The 20,974-nt window shown below is 63.4% G+C and carries 20 protein-coding genes; 9 read left to right on the forward strand and 11 right to left on the reverse strand.

The window, feature by feature from the left end; genetic code table 11:
- Positions 1–732 (forward strand): DUF4232 domain-containing protein, encoded by a 732-nt coding sequence (locus C7T36_RS24695; protein ID WP_045068394.1) that lies wholly within the window; start codon positions 1–3, stop codon positions 730–732.
- Positions 733–759: 27 nt separating this feature from the next.
- Here C7T36_RS24695 and disA read toward each other — a convergent pair whose 3' ends face one another.
- Positions 760–1,845 (reverse strand): DNA integrity scanning diadenylate cyclase DisA, encoded by a 1,086-nt coding sequence (gene disA / locus C7T36_RS24700; protein WP_033232701.1) that lies wholly within the window; start codon positions 1,843–1,845, stop codon positions 760–762.
- A gap of 97 nt (positions 1,846–1,942) precedes the next feature.
- On the opposite strand from disA, the gene C7T36_RS24705 reads away from it, so the two are divergent.
- Entirely contained in the window at positions 1,943–2,503 is a 561-nt protein-coding gene (locus tag C7T36_RS24705; RefSeq protein ID WP_045068397.1) for a PaaI family thioesterase, read from the forward strand.
- 23 nt (positions 2,504–2,526) lie between these two features.
- Here C7T36_RS24705 and radA read toward each other — a convergent pair whose 3' ends face one another.
- Positions 2,527–3,960 (reverse strand): DNA repair protein RadA, encoded by a 1,434-nt coding sequence (radA, locus tag C7T36_RS24710; protein WP_033232563.1) that lies wholly within the window; start codon positions 3,958–3,960, stop codon positions 2,527–2,529.
- A 97-nt stretch (positions 3,961–4,057) separates the two neighbouring features.
- A complete protein-coding gene (locus tag C7T36_RS24715; protein WP_045068399.1) occupies positions 4,058–4,690 on the reverse strand; it encodes an LpqE protein in 633 nt (210 codons plus the stop codon).
- Positions 4,691–4,954: 264 nt separating this feature from the next.
- On the opposite strand from C7T36_RS24715, the gene C7T36_RS24720 reads away from it, so the two are divergent.
- Genes C7T36_RS24720 through rlmB form a run of 5 tightly spaced genes read left to right on the forward strand, consistent with a single transcriptional unit; the run spans position 4,955 to position 9,006 of the window.
- On the forward strand, positions 4,955–5,443 hold the full coding sequence (locus C7T36_RS24720; protein ID WP_033232561.1) for a CarD family transcriptional regulator: 489 nt from the start codon (positions 4,955–4,957) through the stop codon (positions 5,441–5,443).
- Between the two features lie 24 nt (positions 5,444–5,467).
- The gene (ispD, locus tag C7T36_RS24725) at positions 5,468–6,136 is read left to right on the forward strand and encodes a 2-C-methyl-D-erythritol 4-phosphate cytidylyltransferase (RefSeq protein ID WP_084702895.1); all 669 of its coding nucleotides are present in this window, start codon (positions 5,468–5,470) and stop codon (positions 6,134–6,136) included.
- A gap of 13 nt (positions 6,137–6,149) precedes the next feature.
- Complete coding sequence (gene ispF / locus C7T36_RS24730) at positions 6,150–6,626, forward strand: 2-C-methyl-D-erythritol 2,4-cyclodiphosphate synthase (RefSeq protein WP_033232559.1); 477 nt, start codon at positions 6,150–6,152, stop codon at positions 6,624–6,626.
- 11 nt (positions 6,627–6,637) lie between these two features.
- Entirely contained in the window at positions 6,638–8,032 is a 1,395-nt protein-coding gene (cysS, locus tag C7T36_RS24735) for a cysteine--tRNA ligase (RefSeq protein ID WP_033232556.1), read from the forward strand.
- Between the two features lie 2 nt (positions 8,033–8,034).
- Positions 8,035–9,006, forward strand: a complete 972-nt coding sequence (gene rlmB / locus C7T36_RS24740; protein ID WP_033232555.1) for a 23S rRNA (guanosine(2251)-2'-O)-methyltransferase RlmB — start codon at positions 8,035–8,037, stop codon at positions 9,004–9,006.
- Between the two features lie 60 nt (positions 9,007–9,066).
- On the opposite strand, the gene C7T36_RS24745 is transcribed toward rlmB, so the two are convergent.
- The 6 genes from C7T36_RS24745 to C7T36_RS24770 form a co-directional block, all read right to left on the reverse strand.
- Complete coding sequence (locus C7T36_RS24745; protein ID WP_033232551.1) at positions 9,067–9,738, reverse strand: LpqN/LpqT family lipoprotein; 672 nt, start codon at positions 9,736–9,738, stop codon at positions 9,067–9,069.
- A 73-nt stretch (positions 9,739–9,811) separates the two neighbouring features.
- On the reverse strand, positions 9,812–10,672 hold the full coding sequence (locus C7T36_RS24750) for a biotin-dependent carboxyltransferase family protein (RefSeq protein WP_045068402.1): 861 nt from the start codon (positions 10,670–10,672) through the stop codon (positions 9,812–9,814).
- A gap of 39 nt (positions 10,673–10,711) precedes the next feature.
- Positions 10,712–11,473, reverse strand: coding sequence for a LamB/YcsF family protein (locus C7T36_RS24755; protein ID WP_045068405.1), 762 nt, complete (start codon positions 11,471–11,473; stop codon positions 10,712–10,714).
- Positions 11,470–12,351 (reverse strand): metal ABC transporter permease, encoded by an 882-nt coding sequence (locus tag C7T36_RS24760; RefSeq protein ID WP_045068406.1) that lies wholly within the window; start codon positions 12,349–12,351, stop codon positions 11,470–11,472. Before C7T36_RS24760 ends, C7T36_RS24755 begins: the two co-directional genes overlap by 4 nt.
- On the reverse strand, positions 12,348–13,232 hold the full coding sequence (locus C7T36_RS24765; RefSeq protein ID WP_045068409.1) for a metal ABC transporter ATP-binding protein: 885 nt from the start codon (positions 13,230–13,232) through the stop codon (positions 12,348–12,350). Before C7T36_RS24765 ends, C7T36_RS24760 begins: the two co-directional genes overlap by 4 nt.
- 38 nt (positions 13,233–13,270) lie before the next feature.
- A complete protein-coding gene (locus tag C7T36_RS24770) occupies positions 13,271–14,218 on the reverse strand; it encodes a metal ABC transporter solute-binding protein, Zn/Mn family (RefSeq protein WP_033232543.1) in 948 nt (315 codons plus the stop codon).
- Positions 14,219–14,356: 138 nt separating this feature from the next.
- On the opposite strand from C7T36_RS24770, the gene C7T36_RS24775 reads away from it, so the two are divergent.
- Positions 14,357–15,445: a LacI family DNA-binding transcriptional regulator gene (locus C7T36_RS24775; RefSeq protein WP_033232541.1), complete on the forward strand. Its 1,089-nt coding sequence runs from the start codon at positions 14,357–14,359 to the stop codon at positions 15,443–15,445.
- Here the strand turns inward: C7T36_RS24775 and otsB are convergent.
- Positions 15,430–17,991 (reverse strand): trehalose-phosphatase, encoded by a 2,562-nt coding sequence (gene otsB, locus C7T36_RS24780; protein ID WP_045068411.1) that lies wholly within the window; start codon positions 17,989–17,991, stop codon positions 15,430–15,432. The two genes, C7T36_RS24775 and otsB, sit on opposite strands and share 16 nt — an antisense overlap.
- 87 nt (positions 17,992–18,078) lie before the next feature.
- Positions 18,079–18,717 carry a cholesterol catabolism transcriptional regulator KstR gene (gene kstR / locus C7T36_RS24785; protein WP_033232537.1) on the reverse strand — a complete coding sequence of 213 codons (639 nt, stop codon included), beginning with the start codon at positions 18,715–18,717 and terminating at the stop codon, positions 18,079–18,081.
- A gap of 94 nt (positions 18,718–18,811) precedes the next feature.
- Between kstR and C7T36_RS24790 the strand changes: the two genes are divergently transcribed.
- Positions 18,812–20,959: an acyl-CoA dehydrogenase gene (locus C7T36_RS24790; RefSeq protein ID WP_045068412.1), complete on the forward strand. Its 2,148-nt coding sequence runs from the start codon at positions 18,812–18,814 to the stop codon at positions 20,957–20,959.
- Positions 20,960–20,974 lie beyond the last annotated feature (15 nt).

Genomic DNA, 20,974 nt, shown 5'->3' on the forward strand with positions numbered 1-20,974 from the left:
GTGTTGGAACCGAATGGACCACTGCCCCCTCAGATCTACTGGCGTCGCCGGGCTCTGGCCATCGGTGCTGCCGTTATCGCCCTGGTGTTGCTGATCTGGGCGATTTCGGCACTGGTCGGTGGGGGAGACGATCCTGCCGAAGCAGATGCCGCGGCCGTGACTTCCTCACTGACGTCGGAGGTGTCGTTCACGCCGAACCCGTCAGGAAGCAACAGCTCCGGCGGCAACGGTGGCGGCGGCAGTGGTGATTCCGGTTCGAATGGTTCTGCGACGTCCGCTGCTGCGAGTTCGACAACCTCGGCGACCAGTGCGGCTCCGGTGCCTGCTGGGCAGTGTGCCGACTCGTCCCTCGCAGTCAAGGCAACCGCAGACAAGCCGACCTTCGCCGGTGGTGAGGAACCGACCTTCACGATTGTCATCACGAACATCGGTTCCGCCGCGTGTGATCGCGACCTGGCCGGTGGACTCCAGCAGGTGCTTGTCTACAGCATCGACGGTAAGAACCGACTGTGGTCCAACGTCGACTGCTACCCGCAGCCTGCTCCGGATGTGCGCAACCTCGAACCGGGTGAGCAGGCCGCCTTCAAGGTTGCCTGGTCCGCCACGACGTCGACTCCGGACTGCGCCACTTCGCAGAATCCGCAGCGCAATCCCGTGGGTCCCGGCGCGTACACCGTGGTCGGCCAGCTCGGTGCACTACGTAGTGGCGCGGAGCCGTTCAATATCGCCTAGTAGCGGCGCGGAGCCGTTCAATATCGCCTAGTTGAACGAACCGGTGATCGAAGATTCGGCGAGCCGTGACAGACCTTCGCGGATGTGACGGGCCCACAGCCCACCGATACCTTCGACTGATTGAAGGTCGGCCGCAGTAGCAGCCAACAGAGCTTGCAAGGTGCCGAATGATCCGACCAATCGGTGGATCTGATGGAACTGAAGCCGCGGTACCCGCATGAGAACCCGGTATCCGCGGGGTGTCATCGGGGTATCGAGGGCTTCGATCGTGCCCGGGTAACCGAGCACTCGGGCGAGTGTTGTCAGGTCGAGGAGATCGGCATCGGTGACACGGTCCAGGGCAGCGAGCACATTGTCCATCGCGGCGGTTCCGACCGGCTCGGGGCCGGCAAGGTAGTCGCGAACGATGAGCTGACGCGCAATGTCGTTGTCGCCGACCAGTTCTTCGAGCTGAAGGGCGAGCTGGCGACCGTCGGTGCCGAGTTCGAGGACGTCCTGTTCGATTTCGAGCGATACGCGTCGAACCATCTCGAGTCTCTGCACCACCGTCAATGCGTCGCGCAGAGTTACGAAGTCCTCGATCTCGACGACGGACAGCGATCTGGTGACCTCGTCGAGGCGTGCCTTGTATCGCTCGAGTGTCGCAACGGCTTGATTTGCCCGGGAAAGGATCGTGGCGGAACCTTCGATGACGTGTCTGATGCCGCCGACGTAGACGCTCACGATCGACATCGACTGGCTTACCGACACGACCGGGTATCCGGTCTGGATTGCCGTGCGTTCCGCTGCCCGGTGCCGAGTACCGGATTCGACGGTCGGGATTTTGTGGTCCGGAACGAGTTGAACATTTGCGCGGACGATGTGCGAGCCGTCCGTGGACAGCACCACGGCACCGTCCATCTTCGAGAGTTCCCGAAGGCGGGTGGGCGCGAACTCGACGTCGAGGTTGAAACCACCGTCGCAGAGCGCTTCGATCTCGTCGTCGTAACCGAGGACGATCAGGGCGCCGGTGCGACCTCGAAGAATGCGTTCGAGGCCGTCGCGCAGCGCGGTTCCGGGGGCCAATCTGGCGATGGTTTCTCTCAACGCCGGCGACGACTGGGGATCCGCCATCGCACTGATCATTGAGAAACTCCCTGCTGAGGTCGATGTCACTAAGTCCGGGTCCGATAGCTGGTACTGGCAGATCCTTCGATTAGATTACCTATCCGTGAGTAGCTCCTGGACTTTGCCTGACGACCTGACCGTGCCCGTGCCCGTCGAATTCTTCCCGGCGGCGGGTGAGAAGTTGCCTCAGCACTGGTCGAAGTGCTTCGGTTGCGGCGACGATCAGCCGGCCGGGATGGCGATGAGTTTCAAGGCGGGCGAGGGCCTCGAAGTGACCGGACGCCTCGAAGTCGCGAAGAAGTACCAGGGTGGACCCGGAGTCATTCACGGCGGAATTCTCTCCACCGCTTTCGACGAGGTGCAGGGCGTGGCATGCATGGTCCTCGGCACTCCGGTGGTGACCGGTCACCTCGAGATCGACTTTGCTCGGCCGATTCCGCTTGGTTCGGTTCTCGAGTTCCGGGCTCGCGTCGAGGGCACCGTTCGCCGCAAGGTCTACACCAGCGCAGAAGCTGTCATCGTCGAAGGTCCGGCGGCTGATCCGGACGTCATTGTCGGAACGTCGCGTGGACTGTTCCTGACCATCACGGCCGAGCATTTTGCCAAGACCCAGGAATTTGTGGACGGCGTTCCGACATCGCCGTTCGGGACCTCGTCCGTCTGATTGCCCTGTGCTGAGCACCTCCGTCATTTGACGGGGGTGAGTTTGGGTCGAGGCGCGCCCTGCTTGCCGCCGAGCAAACCGGCGTAGGTCAAAGCTTCGGCGATGTTCGTCACTTCGTTGACTCGCATGCCGGGAATGTTCGGCCCGGAGTCGACCGGCACTATTGCGCTCGTGAATCCCAATCGGGCAGCTTCGATCAGTCGTCGGTTGACGCCGGCAACTCGGCGAACCTCACCGGCGAGTCCGACTTCGCCGAGGATCACCATTCCCTTGGGAACTGGCTTTCCCTTCACTGCGGACGTCACGGCGATGGCGAGGGCCAAATCGGCACCCGGTTCCGTCATTCGCATGCCGCCCACCGTTGCCGCGTAGACGTCGGCTTTGGCGATCGATACTCCGGCGCGTCGCTCGAGCACCGCCAGAACCATGGCGACGCGCGCGGTGTCCAGGCCGCTCACAGCGCGGCGGGGAGTGGGGAGTGGGGTAGGCGCCACTAATGCCTGTACTTCGCCGAGCAGCGGGCGTTTGCCGTCCATCATCACGGTGACAGCAGTGCCCTCCACCATCTCTTCCCGATGGTGGAGGAACAATCCGGACGGATCGCTGATTTCGTTGATGCCTTGTTCGGTGAGTTCGAAACAACCCACCTCGTCGGCTGCTCCGAATCGGTTCTTCACGCCGCGGACCATGCGAAGCGTGGAGTGTTTGTCTCCTTCGAAATGTAGGACAACGTCGACGAGATGCTCGAGCGACCGTGGGCCGGCTACGGCTCCGTCCTTGGTGACGTGGCCGATAAGGAGTACGGGGATTCCGCTGGACTTCGCCAACGACGTGAGCGCGCTGGTGACCGCTTTGACCTGTGTGACGCCACCGACAACGCCGTCGACGTCGGCCGCGAGCATGGTCTGCACGGAGTCGACGATCACCAGGGTGGGTTTGACCTGCTCGACGTGGCCGAGGATGGTCGCGAGATCATTTTCCGCGGCCAGATACATCCGTTCGTGGACGGAATTGGTGCGATCGGCCCGGAGCCTGACCTGCCCGGCCGACTCCTCTCCGGTGACGTACAGCGCGCGGTCTTGCGGACTCCGCATCGCCCACCGGTAGACGACCTCGAGCAGCAGCGTGGATTTGCCGACGCCAGGTTCCCCGGCGAGCAGGACGACCGACCCGGGAACGACACCACCGCCGAGAACTCGATCGAGTTCACCGATCCCGGTGGGCTTGGCCTTGGTGCTCTGGCTGTCGATCTGGGTGAGCGGAGTGGCGGGTGTGGTGGGCAGGACAGCGGCCGATCCGGCCTTGGCGAGCGATGCCCCCGCGCGACTGGCGACCGGAGCGACGACGGACACTTCGGACATGGAGCCCCACGTGTCGCACTCGGGGCAGCGGCCGACCCATTTGGGCACGACGGATTTGCATTCGGAGCACCGGTAGTTCGATTTCGCTTTGGCCACCGGAACAGACTAGAGGCGAGGTCCGACATGGACCCCGCCTCTAGTGTGGCAATTCGTGACCTTGGCGAAACGCAGTGTCCGCCTGAGGTTTACAAGCTCAGTGTCCTGAGCCCTCGACCGGTGACTTCTCGGATACGTCACGCTCGAGTTGTGGGCCCGCATCGACAGGAACCTGAACCGTGACGGGGCCGGCCTTCTCGAAGGTGAAGGTGATCGGGATGGTCAGGCCCGGGCGAACGCCGGCCTTGATGTCTTCGAGGACCACGAGCACGAGCGCTGCGGGAGCGTCTGTGTTCTGGTCCTTGTTCTCGATCTGCGTCTCGGCTTCGGCCTCGGCGGACTCGCCCGCGGGAAGCTCTCCGGCCTGCAGGGATGTCTGCGGCTTGAGCACCAATCCGGCGACCTCTTCACCGGCGACAACGCTTGCAGCGTAGTCAGTGGTGATGCTCACCAGCTTGTCGGTCGTCTCCGTGCTCTCGTTCACGATCGTGAAGGCCAGCACGGCCTTTCCGCCGGGTTCGATGCTGTATTCCTCGGACGAGGGGTAAGCGATATGCACGTTGCGCAGGGCGATGTCACCAACGGTGGCACTGTTGCCGTTCACGGCGGCCTGCTGGACGGCAGTCTGGCTCACCTGTCCCGAGCCGCATGCGGACAGCGCGATGGCTGCGCCTGCAGCCAGTGCAATGGCGGTAGCGACTCGGCGAGTCGGCTTGCGGATAGCAGTCACGGTTTGTCCTCCAGGGCGTCAGGTTCGCACTCCACTAGGCAGAGTAGTAGTCAGCTCTCGCGGGCCGGTCGCTGGGTAGCCACAACGGTTGTCCGCGTGGGCTTTCACGCCACCGTGAACAGGCCGTCGACGCTGGTTGAATGCACGTCCAACAGGCACTGTCAACCCCTACGCTCGAGCAAGGATGCCCCTGACCTGCGCCGTTGATGCATGGCTGGTTCTTCGACGTGTTAAACTAGTGGAATCGAAAGGGGCACGGGACACATGATTTTCAAGGTCGGAGACACCGTCGTATACCCCCATCACGGTGCGGCGCTGATCGAAGCTATCGAAACCCGCACCATCAAGGGTGAGCAGAGGGAATATCTCGTTCTGAAGGTTGCTCAAGGCGATCTGACAGTTCGAGTTCCCGCAGACAACGCAGAATACGTCGGAGTTCGCGACGTCGTCGGCCAGGAAGGCCTCGACAAGGTTTTCCAGGTTCTGCGTGCACCGCACACCGAAGAGCCCACCAACTGGTCTCGTCGATACAAGGCGAACCTCGAGAAGCTTGCTTCAGGTGACGTGAACAAGGTCGCCGAGGTTGTTCGTGACTTGTGGCGTCGTGAGCAGGATCGTGGGCTTTCTGCTGGTGAGAAGCGCATGCTTGCCAAGGCTCGTCAGATTCTCGTCGGGGAGCTCGCGCTCGCCGAGGGCACTGACAACGAAAAGGCTGAGATCATTCTCGACGAGGTCCTCGCGACCGCGTCCTGAACCAACACCACAACAAAGCTGACAGTGTCGGTAGTCGCACTGGTTCCTGCCGCAGGTCGGGGATTGCGCTTGGGTGAGCAAATACCCAAGGCATTCGTCGAACTCGGTGGGCGCACCATGCTTGCACGCGCGGTTGACGGGCTCCGGAAATCCGGAGCGGTCGACCGCGTTGTTGTGATTGTGCCGCCTGAACTTCTCGGATCAGTCAAGGCTGATCTCGGGCGTAGCGACGACGTCGACGTGGTTGCAGGTGGAGCAGAGCGCACGGATTCCGTGCGGGCCGGGCTCGAGGCGGCCGGAGACGCAGAGTTCGTACTCGTGCACGATGCTGCGCGAGCTTTGACTCCGCCGGCGATGATTGCGCGGGTTGTCGCAGAACTGAAGGCGGGCAGCGCTGCGGTCATTCCCGTGCTGCCGGTCACGGACACCATCAAGTCCGTCGATGTTCTCGGCATGGTTACCGGTACTCCGCTTCGCAGCGAACTTCGTGCGGTACAAACTCCCCAGGGCTTTTCCACGCAGGTATTGCGCGAGGCCTACGATGCCGGTGATCTGGCGGCAACGGACGACGCGTCGTTGGTCGAGCGACTCGGCGTTTCCGTACAGACCATCGCCGGTGAAGCTCATGCCTTCAAGATCACGACGCCACTCGACCTGGTACTTGCCCGAGCACTTCTGGATGCGGATTCGTAAGGACGGAAATTAGATGCGAGTCGGTCTGGGGACGGATGTTCATCCCATCGAGGTAGGACGGCCGTGTTGGATGGCCGGTTTGTTATTCGAGGATGCTGACGGCTGCTCCGGGCATTCCGACGGCGATGTTGCCGTTCACGCGTTGTGTGACGCTCTTCTCTCCGCGGCGGGATTGGGCGACCTCGGATCCGTCTTCGGTACCGGGAGGCCGGAATGGGACGGAGTGAGTGGCGTCCGGATGCTCGCCGAGGTTCGGCGGTTGCTCGAGGAAAACCAGTTCACGGTGGGCAATGCCGCAGTTCAGGTCATCGGGAATCGCCCCAAGATCGGTCCGCGTCGCGATGAGGCGCAGCGGGTCCTCTCCGAGGTTCTCGGTGCCCCGGTTTCGGTCTCCGCCACCACCACCGATGGACTCGGTTTGACCGGGCGCGGCGAGGGGATCGCCGCCATGGCCACCGCGTTGGTCATGACAACCGGCAACGACAGGTAAGATCGCTGGTCGTGACCCTGCGCCTATACGACACCGGTACGCGGGCCCTGCGGGATTTTGTTCCGTTGGTCCCCGGACATGCATCGGTGTACCTGTGTGGGGCGACAGTCCAGGGTGATCCTCACATCGGACACGTGCGTAGCGGCGTCGCATTCGACGTGCTGCGCCGGTGGTTGCTGGCGCACGACAACGACGTTGCATTCGTGCGCAATGTGACGGATATCGACGACAAGATATTGAACAAGGCTGCCGACGCCGGCCGTCCCTGGTGGGAGTGGGCCACGACGTTCGAGCGTTCCTTCACGTGGGCATACGACCAGTTGGGTGTATTGCCGCCGTCGATCGAACCGCGGGCCACCGGTCACGTCACGCAGATGGTCACGATGATGGAGCGTCTCATCGCGAACGGTCATGCGTACGCCGCGGGCGGTGACGTCTACTTCGACGTGCAGAGCTACCCCGAATACGGCGCACTCTCCGGGCACAAGCTCGACGACGTCCATCAGGGTGAGAGTGCTGCCGAGGGCAAGCGTGACCCGCGTGACTTCACGCTGTGGAAGACGGCCAAGCCTGGCGAACCCTCGTGGCCGACTCCGTGGGGACCCGGCCGTCCCGGTTGGCATCTCGAATGCTCGGCCATGGCGGAGTTCTATCTCGGCGCCGCATTCGATATTCACTGCGGTGGAAGGGATTTGGTCTTCCCTCATCACGAGAACGAGATTGCCCAGGCAAAATGCGTCGGCGACGATTTTGCTCAGTACTGGCTGCACAACGGCTGGGTCACGATGAGTGGCGAGAAGATGTCCAAGTCGCTCGGCAATGTGCTGTCGGTGCCGAATGTCTTGAAAAAGGTTCGCCCGCAAGAACTTAGGTACTACCTCGGTAGTGCTCACTACCGTTCGAATCTCGAGTACTCGGACGAAGCCCTCGAAGAGAGTGCCAAGTCGTACCAAGGACTCGAGGCGTTTGTCCTGCGTACGCACAAGCGCGCAGGTGGCGTCGAACTCGGAACGTGGACAGAAGGTTTCGCGGAAGCGCTCGACAACGACTTGTCGGTCCCGATCGCGTTGGCCGAGATTCACGGCAAGGCGAGTGCGGGCAATACCGCGCTCGCAGCGGGAGACCTGGGCGCGGCGCGCGTGGCGGCAGGTCAGGTGCGAGCGATGCTCGCCATCCTGGGCGTCGACCCCCTCGACGCGCATTGGTCGCAGTCCGGTGGCGACACCGAGGCGGCAATGGAAGCTTTGGACGTGTTGGTGCGCGCCGATCTCGATCGGCGGCAGCAGGCACGGACGGAAAAGAACTGGGCGGTGGCGGATGAAGTCCGTGATCGCCTCATCAAGGCGGGTATCGAAGTAACCGATACTCCCGACGGACCCGAATGGTCCCTGAAGGCAGGGCAGTAACAATGGCTGGAAACTCGAGCAGGCGCGGCGCAGTCCGTAAGGGCGGCACCAAGAAGGGCCAGGTTGCCGGTTCCGGCGGTAAGCACCGTCGCGGTCTCGAAGGGCGTGGCGCTACGCCACCCGCCGAGGCACGCACCAAGCATCCCGCGGCGAAGCGTGCAGCGCGCGCCGCACGGGCCGACGAGAAGCAGGGTCGTGGTGGCCGTCCGGGTCCGGGCCGCAAGGTTCTCGACGGTCCCGAGACAGTGCTCGGACGCAACCCGGTGGTCGAGTGCCTGCGCGCTGGCGTTCCGGCGACGGCGCTGTGGGTTGCCGTCGGCACCGAGAGCGACGACCGCCTGAAGGAATCCGTTCAGCTTGCCGCTGATGCCGGAATCTCCATTCTCGAAGTACCGCGTACCGATCTGGATCGCCTGAGTGCCAACGGTCTTCACCAGGGCATCGCGCTGCAGGTTCCGCCGTACCGTTACGCACATCCGGACGATCTCCTGTCCGAGGCGCGTAAGCACGCCGAGCCGCCGTTGCTCGTCGCGCTGGACAACATCACCGACCCCCGCAACCTGGGCGCCGTCGTGCGCTCGGTCGCGGCTTTCGGTGGACACGGCGTCGTGATTCCCGAGCGTCGTAGCGCCAGTGTCAGTGCCGTCGCTTGGCGTACCAGTGCCGGTGCTGCTGCTCGTCTGCCGATTGCTCGCGCCACCAACCTCACTCGCACGCTCAAGGACTGGGCGTCCAAGGGTGTACAGGTTGTGGGCCTCGACGCCGGTGGCGACACCACTCTCGACGATTTCGACGGCAGCGGTCCAGTGGTGATCGTGGTCGGTTCGGAGGGCAAGGGACTCTCACGTCTCGTCCGCGAGAACTGTGACGCGATTCTGTCCATCCCCATGGCTGGACCGGTCGAGTCGCTCAACGCTTCGGTTGCTGCCGGAGTTGTGTTGGCCGACATCGCGCGTCGTCGCCGTAGCAGCTAGGGCCTTCGGCCCGGTGCGCGTTTCCGGTAGTGGGAACGACCAGAAACGCGCACGGGGGGCTTAGCCGAATTCGATTGACGTGTTGATTTCCTCGACCTGGTCGGAGAGCGCCATGTCTTCCTTATCGGTGAACTGATTCGCGAAGCTCACCAGGTACACGGGAGACGATTCGTCAGCCTGGTAGGCGATGACGGTCATGACCGCCAACAGGGGAACGTCAACGTTCGGCGGCGACCAGGTTCCGGCGATGCGGATCGCCTTCTGTCCGTCGATGTCGAGGTCGACCTTGTTCACCTCGGTCCATCCGTTGAGCATGCCGAGCGACGCCTGGGCGCCGGCAAGAACGTCGTCGGGGCTTGCGGTGCCCTGGCTTTCCACCGTCAATGTCGTGTTCGGCATGAAGCCGTTTGCATCGGCCTGGTTGCTGGACAGGATGTCCGTGACGCTTCCGGTGGTGACTTTCTGGGTCTGCGACCATCCGTCCGGAAGGCTGACGCTGATGGCCGGTGCGTCGGCGTCGGTGCCGGAGTTGAGGGTGACACGTTCGCCGCTGAAGCTGATGCTGTCATCCGACGTTGTTGCCGCGGCGGCCGAGGTAGTTGCGGAGGTCGCTACCGAGGTGGCCTCCGAGACAGCCTCGCCGTCGTCGGAGCTGCTGCATCCCGAGAGAACAAGTGCTGCGGTGATCAAACTGGCTGCGCTCAGAGCGATTGTGCTGCTCTTCATACTCATATGTCAGTTTCCTTCGGCTTATTCACGACGGCCGTGCGCCGACGCCAGCAGTGGCTGAGACTATCAGCGCCGCCTACGCCGCCCGGAAGGTAACCGAACTTCCCGGTCTCATTTGCGCCAGCGTGGCGATTCCGGGGTCGGTGACCACTGCGATCACCGGATACCCGCCGGTTACGGGATGATCAGCCAGGAATATCACGGGGTGACCGTTCGGGGGCACTTGAACCGAGCCGGAGACGACGCCTTCGCTGGGCAATTCGCACGTACGTGAGCGATGCAGCGGTCCGGGGCCGCGTAGCCGAACGCCGACTCGATCGGTGTCTTCGGTGACGGTCCAGGCGTGGTGCAGCAATGCGTGGACGGAGGCGGGTGTGAACCAGTCGTCGCGCGGTCCGAGGGTGATGCCGAGCGGAACGGGGCATGGGGTGGGCGCCGGCGGTGGGATGAAATCCTCGATCGGCCACTCGGCTTCGCCAACTCCGACGAGCAGGTGATCGCCCGCGCGGACGGGCGCTGGGCCGAGTTCGGCGAGTGTGTCGGTGGAGCGAGAGCGGAGAGTTTCCGGGACGTCGATGCCGCCGCGGACAGCGAGATAGGTGCGCAGTCCGGTTGTGCTGTAGCCGATTTCGAGGAGGTCGCCGCCATCGAGTCGGAGGGTCGAGTAGTCGGCAACGGGACGTGCGTTGACTGTCACCGGTGCCCTCGCGCCGGTGACTGCAACGGTCAGCGGCCCGACGGCCTGTGCGGCGAATCCGCCTGTCGTGATTTCGAGCGTGGCGGCATGAGGTGCGTTTCCTACCAGCCTGTTTGCCGCGTCGTGGGAGATCAGATCAACGGCGCCGGAGCGGCCGACGCCGCTGGCCGCGCAACCTACCCGTCCATGGTCCTGGACGGTGGTCAACGGGCCGGGGCGAACGACATCGAGCCATGCCATGAAGCCATTGTCCCTCAGCGAGGAGTGCGGGCGCAGGAATCAGGTGAAGGGCGTGATCGTCACGTCGGACGCGGTGAGCAGTCTCCGGATTTCGGTGGCCATGTCGACGGCGGCCGAGGTATCACCGTGGACGCACACCGAGTCGGCGCGGACCGTCACGCGGCTGCCGTCAATGGCGTCGACGACGCCCTCGAGCACTATCCGGCGCACGCGTTCGGCAATGGCAACAGGGTTGTGAAGTACTGCCCCTGGCTGGTTTCGGGGCACCAACGTCCCCTCCGGCGTGTACGCGCGGTCGGCAAAGGCCTCGGTCACAACTGTCAGACCGGCCGCTTCCGCTTCGGCCAGGAACACCGAACCCGGGAGCCCGAGAACGGGGAGGGACGCGTCGTAGCTACGAACGGCGTCGACAACGGCGCGCGCTTGTTCACGGTGATGCACTATCGCGTTGTAGAGCGCGCCGTGAGGTTTGACGTACGTGACGCGGGAGCCGGCGACACGGGCCAGTCCGTCGAGTGCCCCTATTTGATAAATGACATCGGCCGCGAGATCGGTGGGTGAGACGTCGATGAAGCGTCGGCCGAATCCCGAAAGATCGTTGTATCCGACCTGCGCGCCGATCCGTACGTTCTGCGTAGCAGCGGAGCGGCAGGTCGCCAACAGTGTGGTCGGGTCACCGGCGTGAAACCCGCACGCGATATTGGCGCTGGTGACCACGGTCAGCATGGCGTTGTCGTCACCGAGCGTCCAGGCGCCGTATCCCTCGCCGAGGTCGCTGTTGAGGTCGACGCGGATCGTCATGCGTGCGCCGGAATCCGTCCGGCATTCTTGCGTCGCGCAGAACCGGTGAGGCGGCACATCAGGTAGATGACAAACGACACCGTGGTGACAAAGCTGGACACCGGAACTCCGGGTGCGAGGGAGAGCAGGATGCCGCCGACAGCGGCGAGTTCCGCGAAGACCACGGACAAGATGGTGGCCTTGAGCGGGCTTGCGGTGACGTACGCGGCCGCCGCGGCGGGCGTGATGAGCAACGACATCACCAGCAGCGCGCCCACGATCTGCACACCCAGAGCGGCCGTGATGCCGACAAGAACCGCAAAGACGATGGACAGCGCGCGTACCGGAACACCGCGGGCCGCAGCCACTTCGGGATCGGTGCTGGCGAACAGCAAGGGGCGGTAGATGAATCCCAGCGTGCCGATCACGATGACTGCGCACAGAAGAAGCAGTTCGAGTCCGCTGTTGCCAGGTGCCACGATCTGACCGACCAACAACGAGAAGCTGGTTCCGGTTCGGCCGTCGTACGCCCAGAGGAACAGCACCGACAGTCCGAGCCCGAAGGCCATGATCACGCCGATCACCGAATCGCGGTCTCGCGCTTTGGCTCCCAGTAGTCCGAAGAGAACTGCCGCGACCACCGAACCCACAATTGCTCCGGCGCCGACACTCACTCCGACCAGCAGGGCAGCCGACGCGCCGGTCAGTGACAGCTCACTGGTCCCGTGAACGGAGAACGACATCTGCCGGCTCACGATCAGCGGGCCGATGATGCCGGCCAGCAATCCGAGAATCGCCCCGGCGATCAATGCCTGCTGGACGAAGTCGTACTGCAGAAGGTCGACAGTGGCGGACACGTCGAACATCCGCGACATCGCATCGGTGAATTTGTTGCTCACGCGTGATCCTCATCGCTGTGGTGGACGCCTTCGCCCGGACGCAGGCCGCCCGCGCTGCCGAGAGCGTCGATGGCGTCGCCGGTGCCGACGACAACCAGGCGGCCACGAACCTGCAGTACCTCGACGTCGGTGTTGTACAGATCAGAGAGAACCTCGGACGTCATCACCTCGGCCGGCGTTCCGATGCGGAACTTGCCGTCGACCAGATACAGCACCCGATCGACCAGCGGAAGGATCGGATTGATCTCGTGAGTCACGAACAGTACGGCCGTGTTGTGGGTGCGTCGACGCTTGTCGATCAACGTGGACACCAGATGCTGGTTGGCGAGGTCGAGGCTGAGCAGCGGTTCGTCGCACAGCAGAATCTTCGGATCGCCGACCAGTGCCTGCGCAATACGCAATCTCTGTTGCTCACCGCCGGACATGGATCCGATGGGGGCGTCTGCGAACGCTTCGGCGCTGACCTGCGCGATGGCGTTGTCGACAATCGCGCGTCGACGCCCCCGCCGAAGCAGGCCGGTGCCCCACTGATGTCCGTCGACCCCGAGACCGACAAGGTCGCGCCCGCGCAGCGGAAGTCCGTCGTCGATGGATTTCTGCTGCGGGATGTACCCGACGTGGGAGTTTCCGGCGCGTGCCGGGGTTCCGGCGATTTCTGCGCTGCCGCCGCTGAGTTGTAGCTGCCCCAGCAGAATCTTCAGAAGTGAGGTCTTGCCGGAGCCGTTAGGGCCGAGCACGGCGATGAACTCGCCGGGCTGAACCTCGAGGTCGAGGCCGTCCCAGAGGGTGCGGGCGCCGAAGGACAATCGGGCGTCTTTCAGGGCGACTGCGGGCACGGCGTTTGTTGCCGGCGCCGTTGTATTCGCGGAGGTTTCTGTCACAAGCCGATCGGTTCTTCTCGGAATTGAGTGGGAAAAAATTACTGGGCAGAGAGGGCGTTGGCTAGCGACTCCGCGGTCTGCGTCTGCCACTGAATGTAGTCCAGGCCTTCGGGGAGAGTCTCCGTAACCTCGACGACGGGCACGCCTGCTTTCTCGGCGGTGGAGCGCATGTCCTGCGTCACTTTGTCCTGCGTCTGAGTGTTGTAGACGAGGGCCCGGGCAGCCTTGTCCGACAGCAATTGGCGCGTTGCGGCGATCGCGGCCGGTGACGGATCGTTGCCGTCTTCGATCGCGCTGGTGAATTCCTCGGGGGTTGCGTCCTTCAGCTCGGCGGCAACCAACAGGTAGTGCGCGATGGGTTCGGTCTGCGCGACCGACTCGCCGCCGTGGGCCGCGGCAATCGAATCGGTGACGGCGGTGATGCCGGCCAGTTTCTGGCTGTATGCCTGTGCGTTTGCCTCGTACGTCGACGCATTGTCGGGGTCGAGTGCACTGAGTTGGTCGGCGACGGAGTGGGCCACTGCGTCGACGGTGGGGATGTCGAACCAGACGTGCTCGTTGACGGCGCCGTGCGTGTGACCGTCGTGCGATTCTCCCGAGGTCTCGCCTGCGTGGATTCCACCGTCGAGCAGGTCGTACGCGTTGACGGTCTTCTGGTCGCCCTTGCCTGCGTCGAGGATGTCGGTGACAAATTGGTCGTAGCCACCACCGTTGTAGACGACAAGGGAGGCGTCGGTGATCTTGGCAGCCTGAGCCGGGGTGGCTTCGAAGGAATGCGGATCCGCGGACGGCTCGTCGATGATGGAGGTGACGGTGAGAACGTCACCTGCGACGGCCTGCGCAACGTTGCCCCACACGTTTGTGGAGGCGACGACGGAGATGCCATCGTCCCCGGTCTTTTCGGAGCCGCAGGCCGTCAGTGCCATGGCCGCTGCGACCGAGATGGTGGCGAGGGCGGCGATGCGGATTTTGGACGACGAGCGCACGAATTTTCTCCTGAACGAAGGGTGGGCTAAATGCTATTGGAAACCGTTACCGTTACACATTAGCGCATAGTCGCTGGTAGGTCATGTTCGGTTCAGCCCCGTCGTGCCGACTTTGACGGGTACCGATAACGTCCGTCTATGCCCCGGTCCCGTCAGCCACGCCGTCAAGCCACTTTGGCGTCGCTCGCCGCCGAGCTCAATGTGTCGAGAACAACAGTCTCGAACGCGTACAACCGACCCGATCAGCTCTCCGTCGAGCTTCGGGATCGAGTGCTCCAAGCGGCCAAGCGACGCGGATATCCCGGACCCGATCCGGTCGCCCGTTCCCTACGTACCCGTAAAGCCGGTGCCGTGGGACTTCTCCTCACCGAAGCGCTCAGTTACAGCTTCCGTGACCCGGCTGCCATGAGCTTCCTGGCAGGCCTCTCGGAATCCTGCGAGGAAGCTGGGCAGGGGTTGCTCCTGATTCCTGCCGGACCAGGGCGAGACGACGTGGATGCCGCCGCGGTCGTGCAGCAAGCCGGCGTCGACGGTTTTGTCGTCTATTCGGTTGCCGACGACGACCCGTATCTTGCCGCCGTCCTCGAACGTCACATCCCGATCGTGGTGTGCGATCAGCCGCGCGAGATTCCCGGAGCGTCTCTCGTGGGCATCGATGACCGCGCTGCCATGCGCAAGGTTGCCGATTACCTCATCGGTCTGGGCCACACCGAGATCGGTGTGCTTTGCATGCGGTTGGGGCGAGACCGGATGGATGGTGTTGTCAGTCAGGAGCGCCTGAAGTCGCCGCATTTCCACGTTCAGCGTGAGCGGATCGAGGGAGTGCGCGACGCGATGTCGACGGCGCAGATTGATCCGTTTTCTCTGACTGTGATCGAGCGGTACGTCCACACCACGCAGTCCGGGCACTCCGCGGCAGCGGAGGCGCTTGCGACCAATCCGAAGATCACGGCACTGATCTGCACCACCGACGTACTGGCCCTCGGCGCTTTGGACTGGGCGCGCTGGCAGGGCATCGACGTGCCTGGTCAATTGTCGATCACCGGATTCGACGGCGTGGGCGAGGCGCTTCGTGAATCGCTGACCACCGTGCGCCAGCCTCAGGAGGAGAAGGGCCGGCGCGCGGGTGCACTGCTGATGTCACCGTCCGGTTCCGGTGTGCCGATCATCGAGATGCTCGAGACGGAACTACTGGTCGGCCGTACGTCGGGTCAGGCCAAGATCTGAGCGGGTAAGTCCAAGAGCTGAGCGCAGCGCAGTAGGCCGAGATGGCTGTAAGCCTGGGGATGGTTGCCGAGGGAGCGTTCTGCAACAGGGTCGTACTCTTCCGCGAGAAGACCGGTAGGACCTGCTGCTGCGACCAGTTGGTCGAACAGCGCCTCTGCCTGCAGGCGTTGTCCGATCAGCAGGTACGCCTCGACCAACCAGGCCGCGCAGAGGTGGAATCCACCCTCGATGCCGGGCAGGCCGTCGTCGTGGTGATAGCGGTACACCGTTGAACCGCTACGCAATTCGGCTTCGGTGGCAACTACCGTCGCGGCAAATCGCGGGTCCTCCGGATCGATCAGCCCGGACAGTCCGATGTGCAGGGTTGCGGCGTCGAGATCTACACCGTCGTATGCGGCGGTGTACGACTGGACGTCGTCCTTCCATCCCTTGTGGCGCACCTCGTCGGCAATCTGATCGCGCAATTCGGCCCACTCGGGCAGTGCCGTTCGGCCGAAGCGGTCGGCCAGTTTCACTGCGCGGTCGACGGTCACCCACCCCATCACCTTGGAGTAGACGTGATGGCGCGGGTTGTCGCGGATCTCCCAGATGCCGTGATCGGGTTCGAACCATCGTCGTTGCACGGCTTCGACCATTGCGCCTACCAGTTCCCAGTCGCGATCGCTCAAAGGCTCGGCAGCCCCGGCCTTTTCGCGGGCATCGGCAAGGTGGACGATCAGTTCTACGATGGGGCCGAAGACGTCGAGTTGGACTTGCTGATTGGCAGCGTTGCCAACCCGCACCGGGCGGGAGCCGGCGTATCCGGGCAGGGAGTCGATGACGGCCTCAGGCGGCAGTGACGTGCCGTTCAGCGTGTACAGCGGGTGTAGACGCTCGGGGCCCGGCAGTGTTTCGAGGACGCGGTGGACCCAGTCGAGGTACTCCTCGGCTTCGTGCGTCGACCCGACACTCACGAGAGCTGTTGCGGTGAGCGCGGCGTCGCGCAACCAGCAGTAGCGGTAGTCCCAGTTTCGGACGCCGCCGATCTCTTCGGGAAGTGACGTGGTTGCCGCTGCCATGATGGAGCCTGAGTCGGCGTGGACGAGTCCGCGCAGCGTGAGAGCGGAGCGTTTCATCAAGTCCGGCTTGAGTTTCGGCAGCTCGAGGGTTTTAGCCCAATCGGACCAGTAACTTTCCGACCTGGCGCGCCGGTCTGCTTCGGGCGCCGGTGACGGGTCCATATCTGTTGTGCCGCAGCGCAGTTCGAGAACGATATCGCCGGCTGACGGCGTGACGATTGCATGGGCAGTCTGCTGGTTGCCGTCGGTGGCGATATTCCACTGCACACCGGGGGATCGCAGCACGTACGGTTCGTTGGTGCCCAGGACGCGGATGCCGTCCTCCACGATCTCGAGGGTGACTTGAGCTTGGCCGAACTCCGGGCGCGGTGCAAACGAGACCACAGCGTCGGCTCTACCGGAGATGATGCGGGTGAAGTCGGTTCGGCCCTGTTGCACGTCGTGGGGGAGGTAGTCGGTGACAGACAGGCTGGCCCACCGAGTTTGAACGGTCATGGTGCCGTCGAGGTACTTCTGGCTCAGCGGTAGCGCAGTCCGCCGTGGCCCGACGCTGAAGTGCCCGGCGGCGGTCCCGCCGAGCAGGTGGGCGAATACCGCTGCGGAGTCGGGTTCGGGGTGACACAACCACGTCAGGGTGGCGTCGGGCGTCACGAGGGCAACCGTGCGGGGGCTGGCAAGCATGGACAGGCGCTCGATGGGCGGCGCGTCTGCACCTGAAAGCCACGTACGACGCTCTTCGAGCAGAAACGCCAACGCGGCCGCGACGTCCTCGGTGCTGTCGACACGGAAGGCGGCCATGGTGTCGCCCGGGCCGACCTTGACGCCGATGTCCGGGCCGGACAGCCTGGCGAACGCCTTTTCATCGGTGACGTCGTCGCCGATGAACACGGCAGCGGTTGCGCCGTCCTGGTGCCGGATGAGATCAAGCGCTTGGCCTTTGTCGGTGGCGATGACAGCCAGTTCTACGACGGACTTGCCTTCCGTGACCTGCACTCCCGGCCAGAGCGCGGATTCCGTTCGCACCGCGATCAGGGCTTTTTCGGCGTCGTCTTCGGGGGAGTTTCGAACGTGTAGAGCGATGCTGGCAGGTTTCTTCTCGACGGTCGCGCCGGGAGTGCGGGACGCGATCCGGGTCAGTTCGGTGCTGATCTCGCCGAGCAGTTTCTTGGCGTCGGCGTCGATGGCGTGAACAAATCCGATATCGAATTCGGAGCCGTGACTACCGACCAGCTGTACTTCGGCGGGGAGTCGGGAGAGTGCGGCGAGGTCTTTGAGGGCACGTCCCGAGATGACGGCCGCTGTCGTGGAAGCCAGGCTGGCGAGCGAGCGAAGGGCGCGGACCGATTCCGCGCGTGGATACGCCTTCTCCGGATCCGCGACGATGGGCGCCATGGTCCCGTCGTAATCGGAGGCAACCAGCAACCGTGGCGTCTGCGCCACGGCTGAGAGGGCTCGACGGAGTTCGATGGGGAGATCCTGTGCGCTCACCTCTTCAAATCTAGGTGATTGCGAGCGTCCTGGCTCGGTACGTCGGCTCGGCAGGTGCCCAGAACCGATTATCGATCCGGATTATCCCTATGCAGGTCTGCGGGATCCGTCGCCGAGCAACAGTTCAACGGTCAATTCGAGTCGATTGGCGACGTCGGTGGCCGATGATCGGCGTGTGAGCCAAGCCACGAGGTTGGACAGCCACACATCGGAGATCACGCGGGCGATGGCCAACTGTTCGTCGTTCGGTTCCTCTTCGGTCATCGCGCGTGCAAACAATCGGTCCATCAGTTGGCCCACGTGATCGACCTCGGCAGCAGCAGACGCGTCGGCGAACATGAATGCGCGGGTCATTGCTTCGGTGAGCAGTGGATCGCGTTGCATTGCTCGGGTGATCAAACTCAGGATCAGCTGCATGCGCTCGAGCGGGCTTGTTCCGGGCGGAATCTTGCCTCTGGAGTCGATCTTCTCGAACTCACGCGCCAGAGCGGAAACCAGGAGGTGCACCTTCGACGGAAAATATCGGTAGAGCGTTCCGACGGCAACATCCGCACGCTCGGCCACCGCGCGCATCTGAACGGCTTCGTATCCGCCCTTGGATGCCAATGTCAATGTGGCATCGAGAATCCGCTTGCGACGTTCGCGTTGCGCGTTGGAGCTGAGATCGTCCTCTCCGAGCGTCGCGGATGCGACGGCAGTGGAGCGGGATCGAGATGTTGCGGTCATCGACAAATTCCTTCGCGCCTTGACTCATGGCCAGGTGTCATATTAGAACACGTTCTAAACAATTGTGTCACTAATGGAGAGGTGGGAACCAGTTGTGACTATCGCCACGACCGATGAACAACGGGCAGTCCAGGAGTCGATCGAGGCGTGGGCGCGATCAGCAGCGCCGATGGACATGGTACGCCGTGGACCAGCGAATTCGTGGCGCCAGGGTTGGCCGGATTTTGCCTCGTTGGGGCTCTTTTCCGTTGCTGTGCCCGAGTCGGTTGGCGGTTCCGGAGCTGAGATCGTAGATCTGGCGGCGATGCTCGAGCAGGCTGCGATTGAACTCGTTCCGGGTCCTGTTCTCACTACGGCACTGGCCGCGTTGGTGGTCGGCCGCAGTGCAACTCCCGCGGCAAAGCGCTGGTCGGAGGCGCTTGCAGACGGTGCGATTCCCTGCGCCGTCGTATTGGACGAAAGACCAGTTGCCGCAACGGCTACCGAATCCGGAGGGCTCGAACTTCACGGTGACGGAGGTTTCGCGTGGGGCGCAGATGCCGGCGTGTCAGTACTGGTTTCCGCCGACAACGGTAATGGCGTCGTGTGGGTGCTCGTCGACGGTGAATCGAGTGGAGTCACGTATGACGCGCTCGACACGATCGACAAGTCCCGTCCGTTGGCGAAGGTCTCCTTTGATCGTGTGGTCGTGGATGCGGATCGGATCATCGGCGACATAGCGACGGGATCGGTGGCTGATCTTGCTGCAACGCTCGCGTCGGCGGAGGCTGCCGGAATTGCCGCGTGGAGCCTGCGGACTGCGGTGGAGTACGCAAAGATTCGTGAGCAGTTCGGCAAACCGATCGGTTCCTTTCAGGCGATCAAGCATCTGTGTGCCGAGATGCTGTGCCGGGTTGAAAACGTCGGTGCAGTCGCCTGGGACGCTGCCGTGGCGGCAGAGTCGGGTGACGAACTTCCGATCGCCGCAGCAGTAGCCGCCGCGGTGTCCCTGGATGCGGCAGTCGACACGGCCAAGGATTGCATCCAAGTGCTCGGCGGCATCGGGTTCACCTGGGAGCACGAGGCGCATTTCTACCTTCGTCGCGCCGTGTCGTTGCGTCAGATGATGGGCGGCTCGTCTCGTTGGCGCGCCAGGGTGGCGGAGTTGACGCTCGCGGGATCGCGTCGTCACCTGCAGATCGATCTCAGTGCGTTGGAGTCCGATCGCGCCGAAATTCGCAGTGAAGTAGCACAACTGGTCGCTCTGCCGGAGTCCGAGCAGCGCACTGCCTTGGCTGAATCGGGTTACCTCGCGCCGCATTGGCCGGTGCCGTACGGCAAAGGGGCGAAGGCAGCTCACCAGATTTTGATCGAGGAAGAGTTGACCGCGGCAGGCGTCGGCCGACCTGACCTGGTCATCGGATGGTGGGCCGTGCCAACCATTCTCGAGCACGGCAGCGTCGAACAGATCGAACGGTTTGCCGTCCCCACCTTGAAGGGGGACATCACGTGGTGTCAGTTGTTCAGCGAGCCGGGAGCTGGATCCGACCTCGCTGCGCTGCGCACCACTGCCGAGAAGGTAGACGGTGGATGGAAGCTCAACGGGCAGAAGGTATGGACTTCGCTTGCGCGTGAGGCTGATTGGGCGATCTGTCTAGCGCGTACCGATCGTGGTGTACCCAAGCACAAGGGCATCACGTACTTTCTGCTCGATATGAGAACACCGGGGATCAGGATTTCGCCGCTGCGGGAAATCACAGGCGATTCGCTGTTCAACGAGGTGTTCCTCGACGACGTTTTCGTCCCGGACAACTGTGTCGTCGGAGAGCTCGGTGGTGGTTGGAAACTGGCCAGAACCACACTCGCCAACGAGCGGGTCGCGATGAGCGGTGGCTCGTCACTTGGTGGTGCGATGGAGGAATTGCTTGTTCTGGCAGGAAGTCCGGATCCCGTGGTCGCGGACAAGTTGGGCGGTTTGATCGGCACCGCGATGGTGGGATCGCTTTTGGAGTTGCGAACCACATTGCGGCAGTTGGATGGCCAGGATCCAGGACCGGCATCGAGCGTCCGCAAACTGGTCGGTGTTCGGCAGCGTCAGACCGTCGCGGAATTCGCGATGGAGTTGGGCGGTCCGGCTGGTTGGGTCGAGGGGCCGTTGTCCCGGGAGTTCCTCAATACGCGTTGTCTGTCCATCGCCGGTGGTACGACGCAGATCCTGCTGACCGTCGCGGCTGAGCGAATTCTGGGGCTACCGCGGGAGTAGTAGGTCTACAAATTT

The organism is Rhodococcus sp. AD45-ID (assembly GCF_003023755.1).
Lineage (GTDB): Bacteria > Actinomycetota > Actinomycetes > Mycobacteriales > Mycobacteriaceae > Rhodococcus_F > Rhodococcus_F globerula.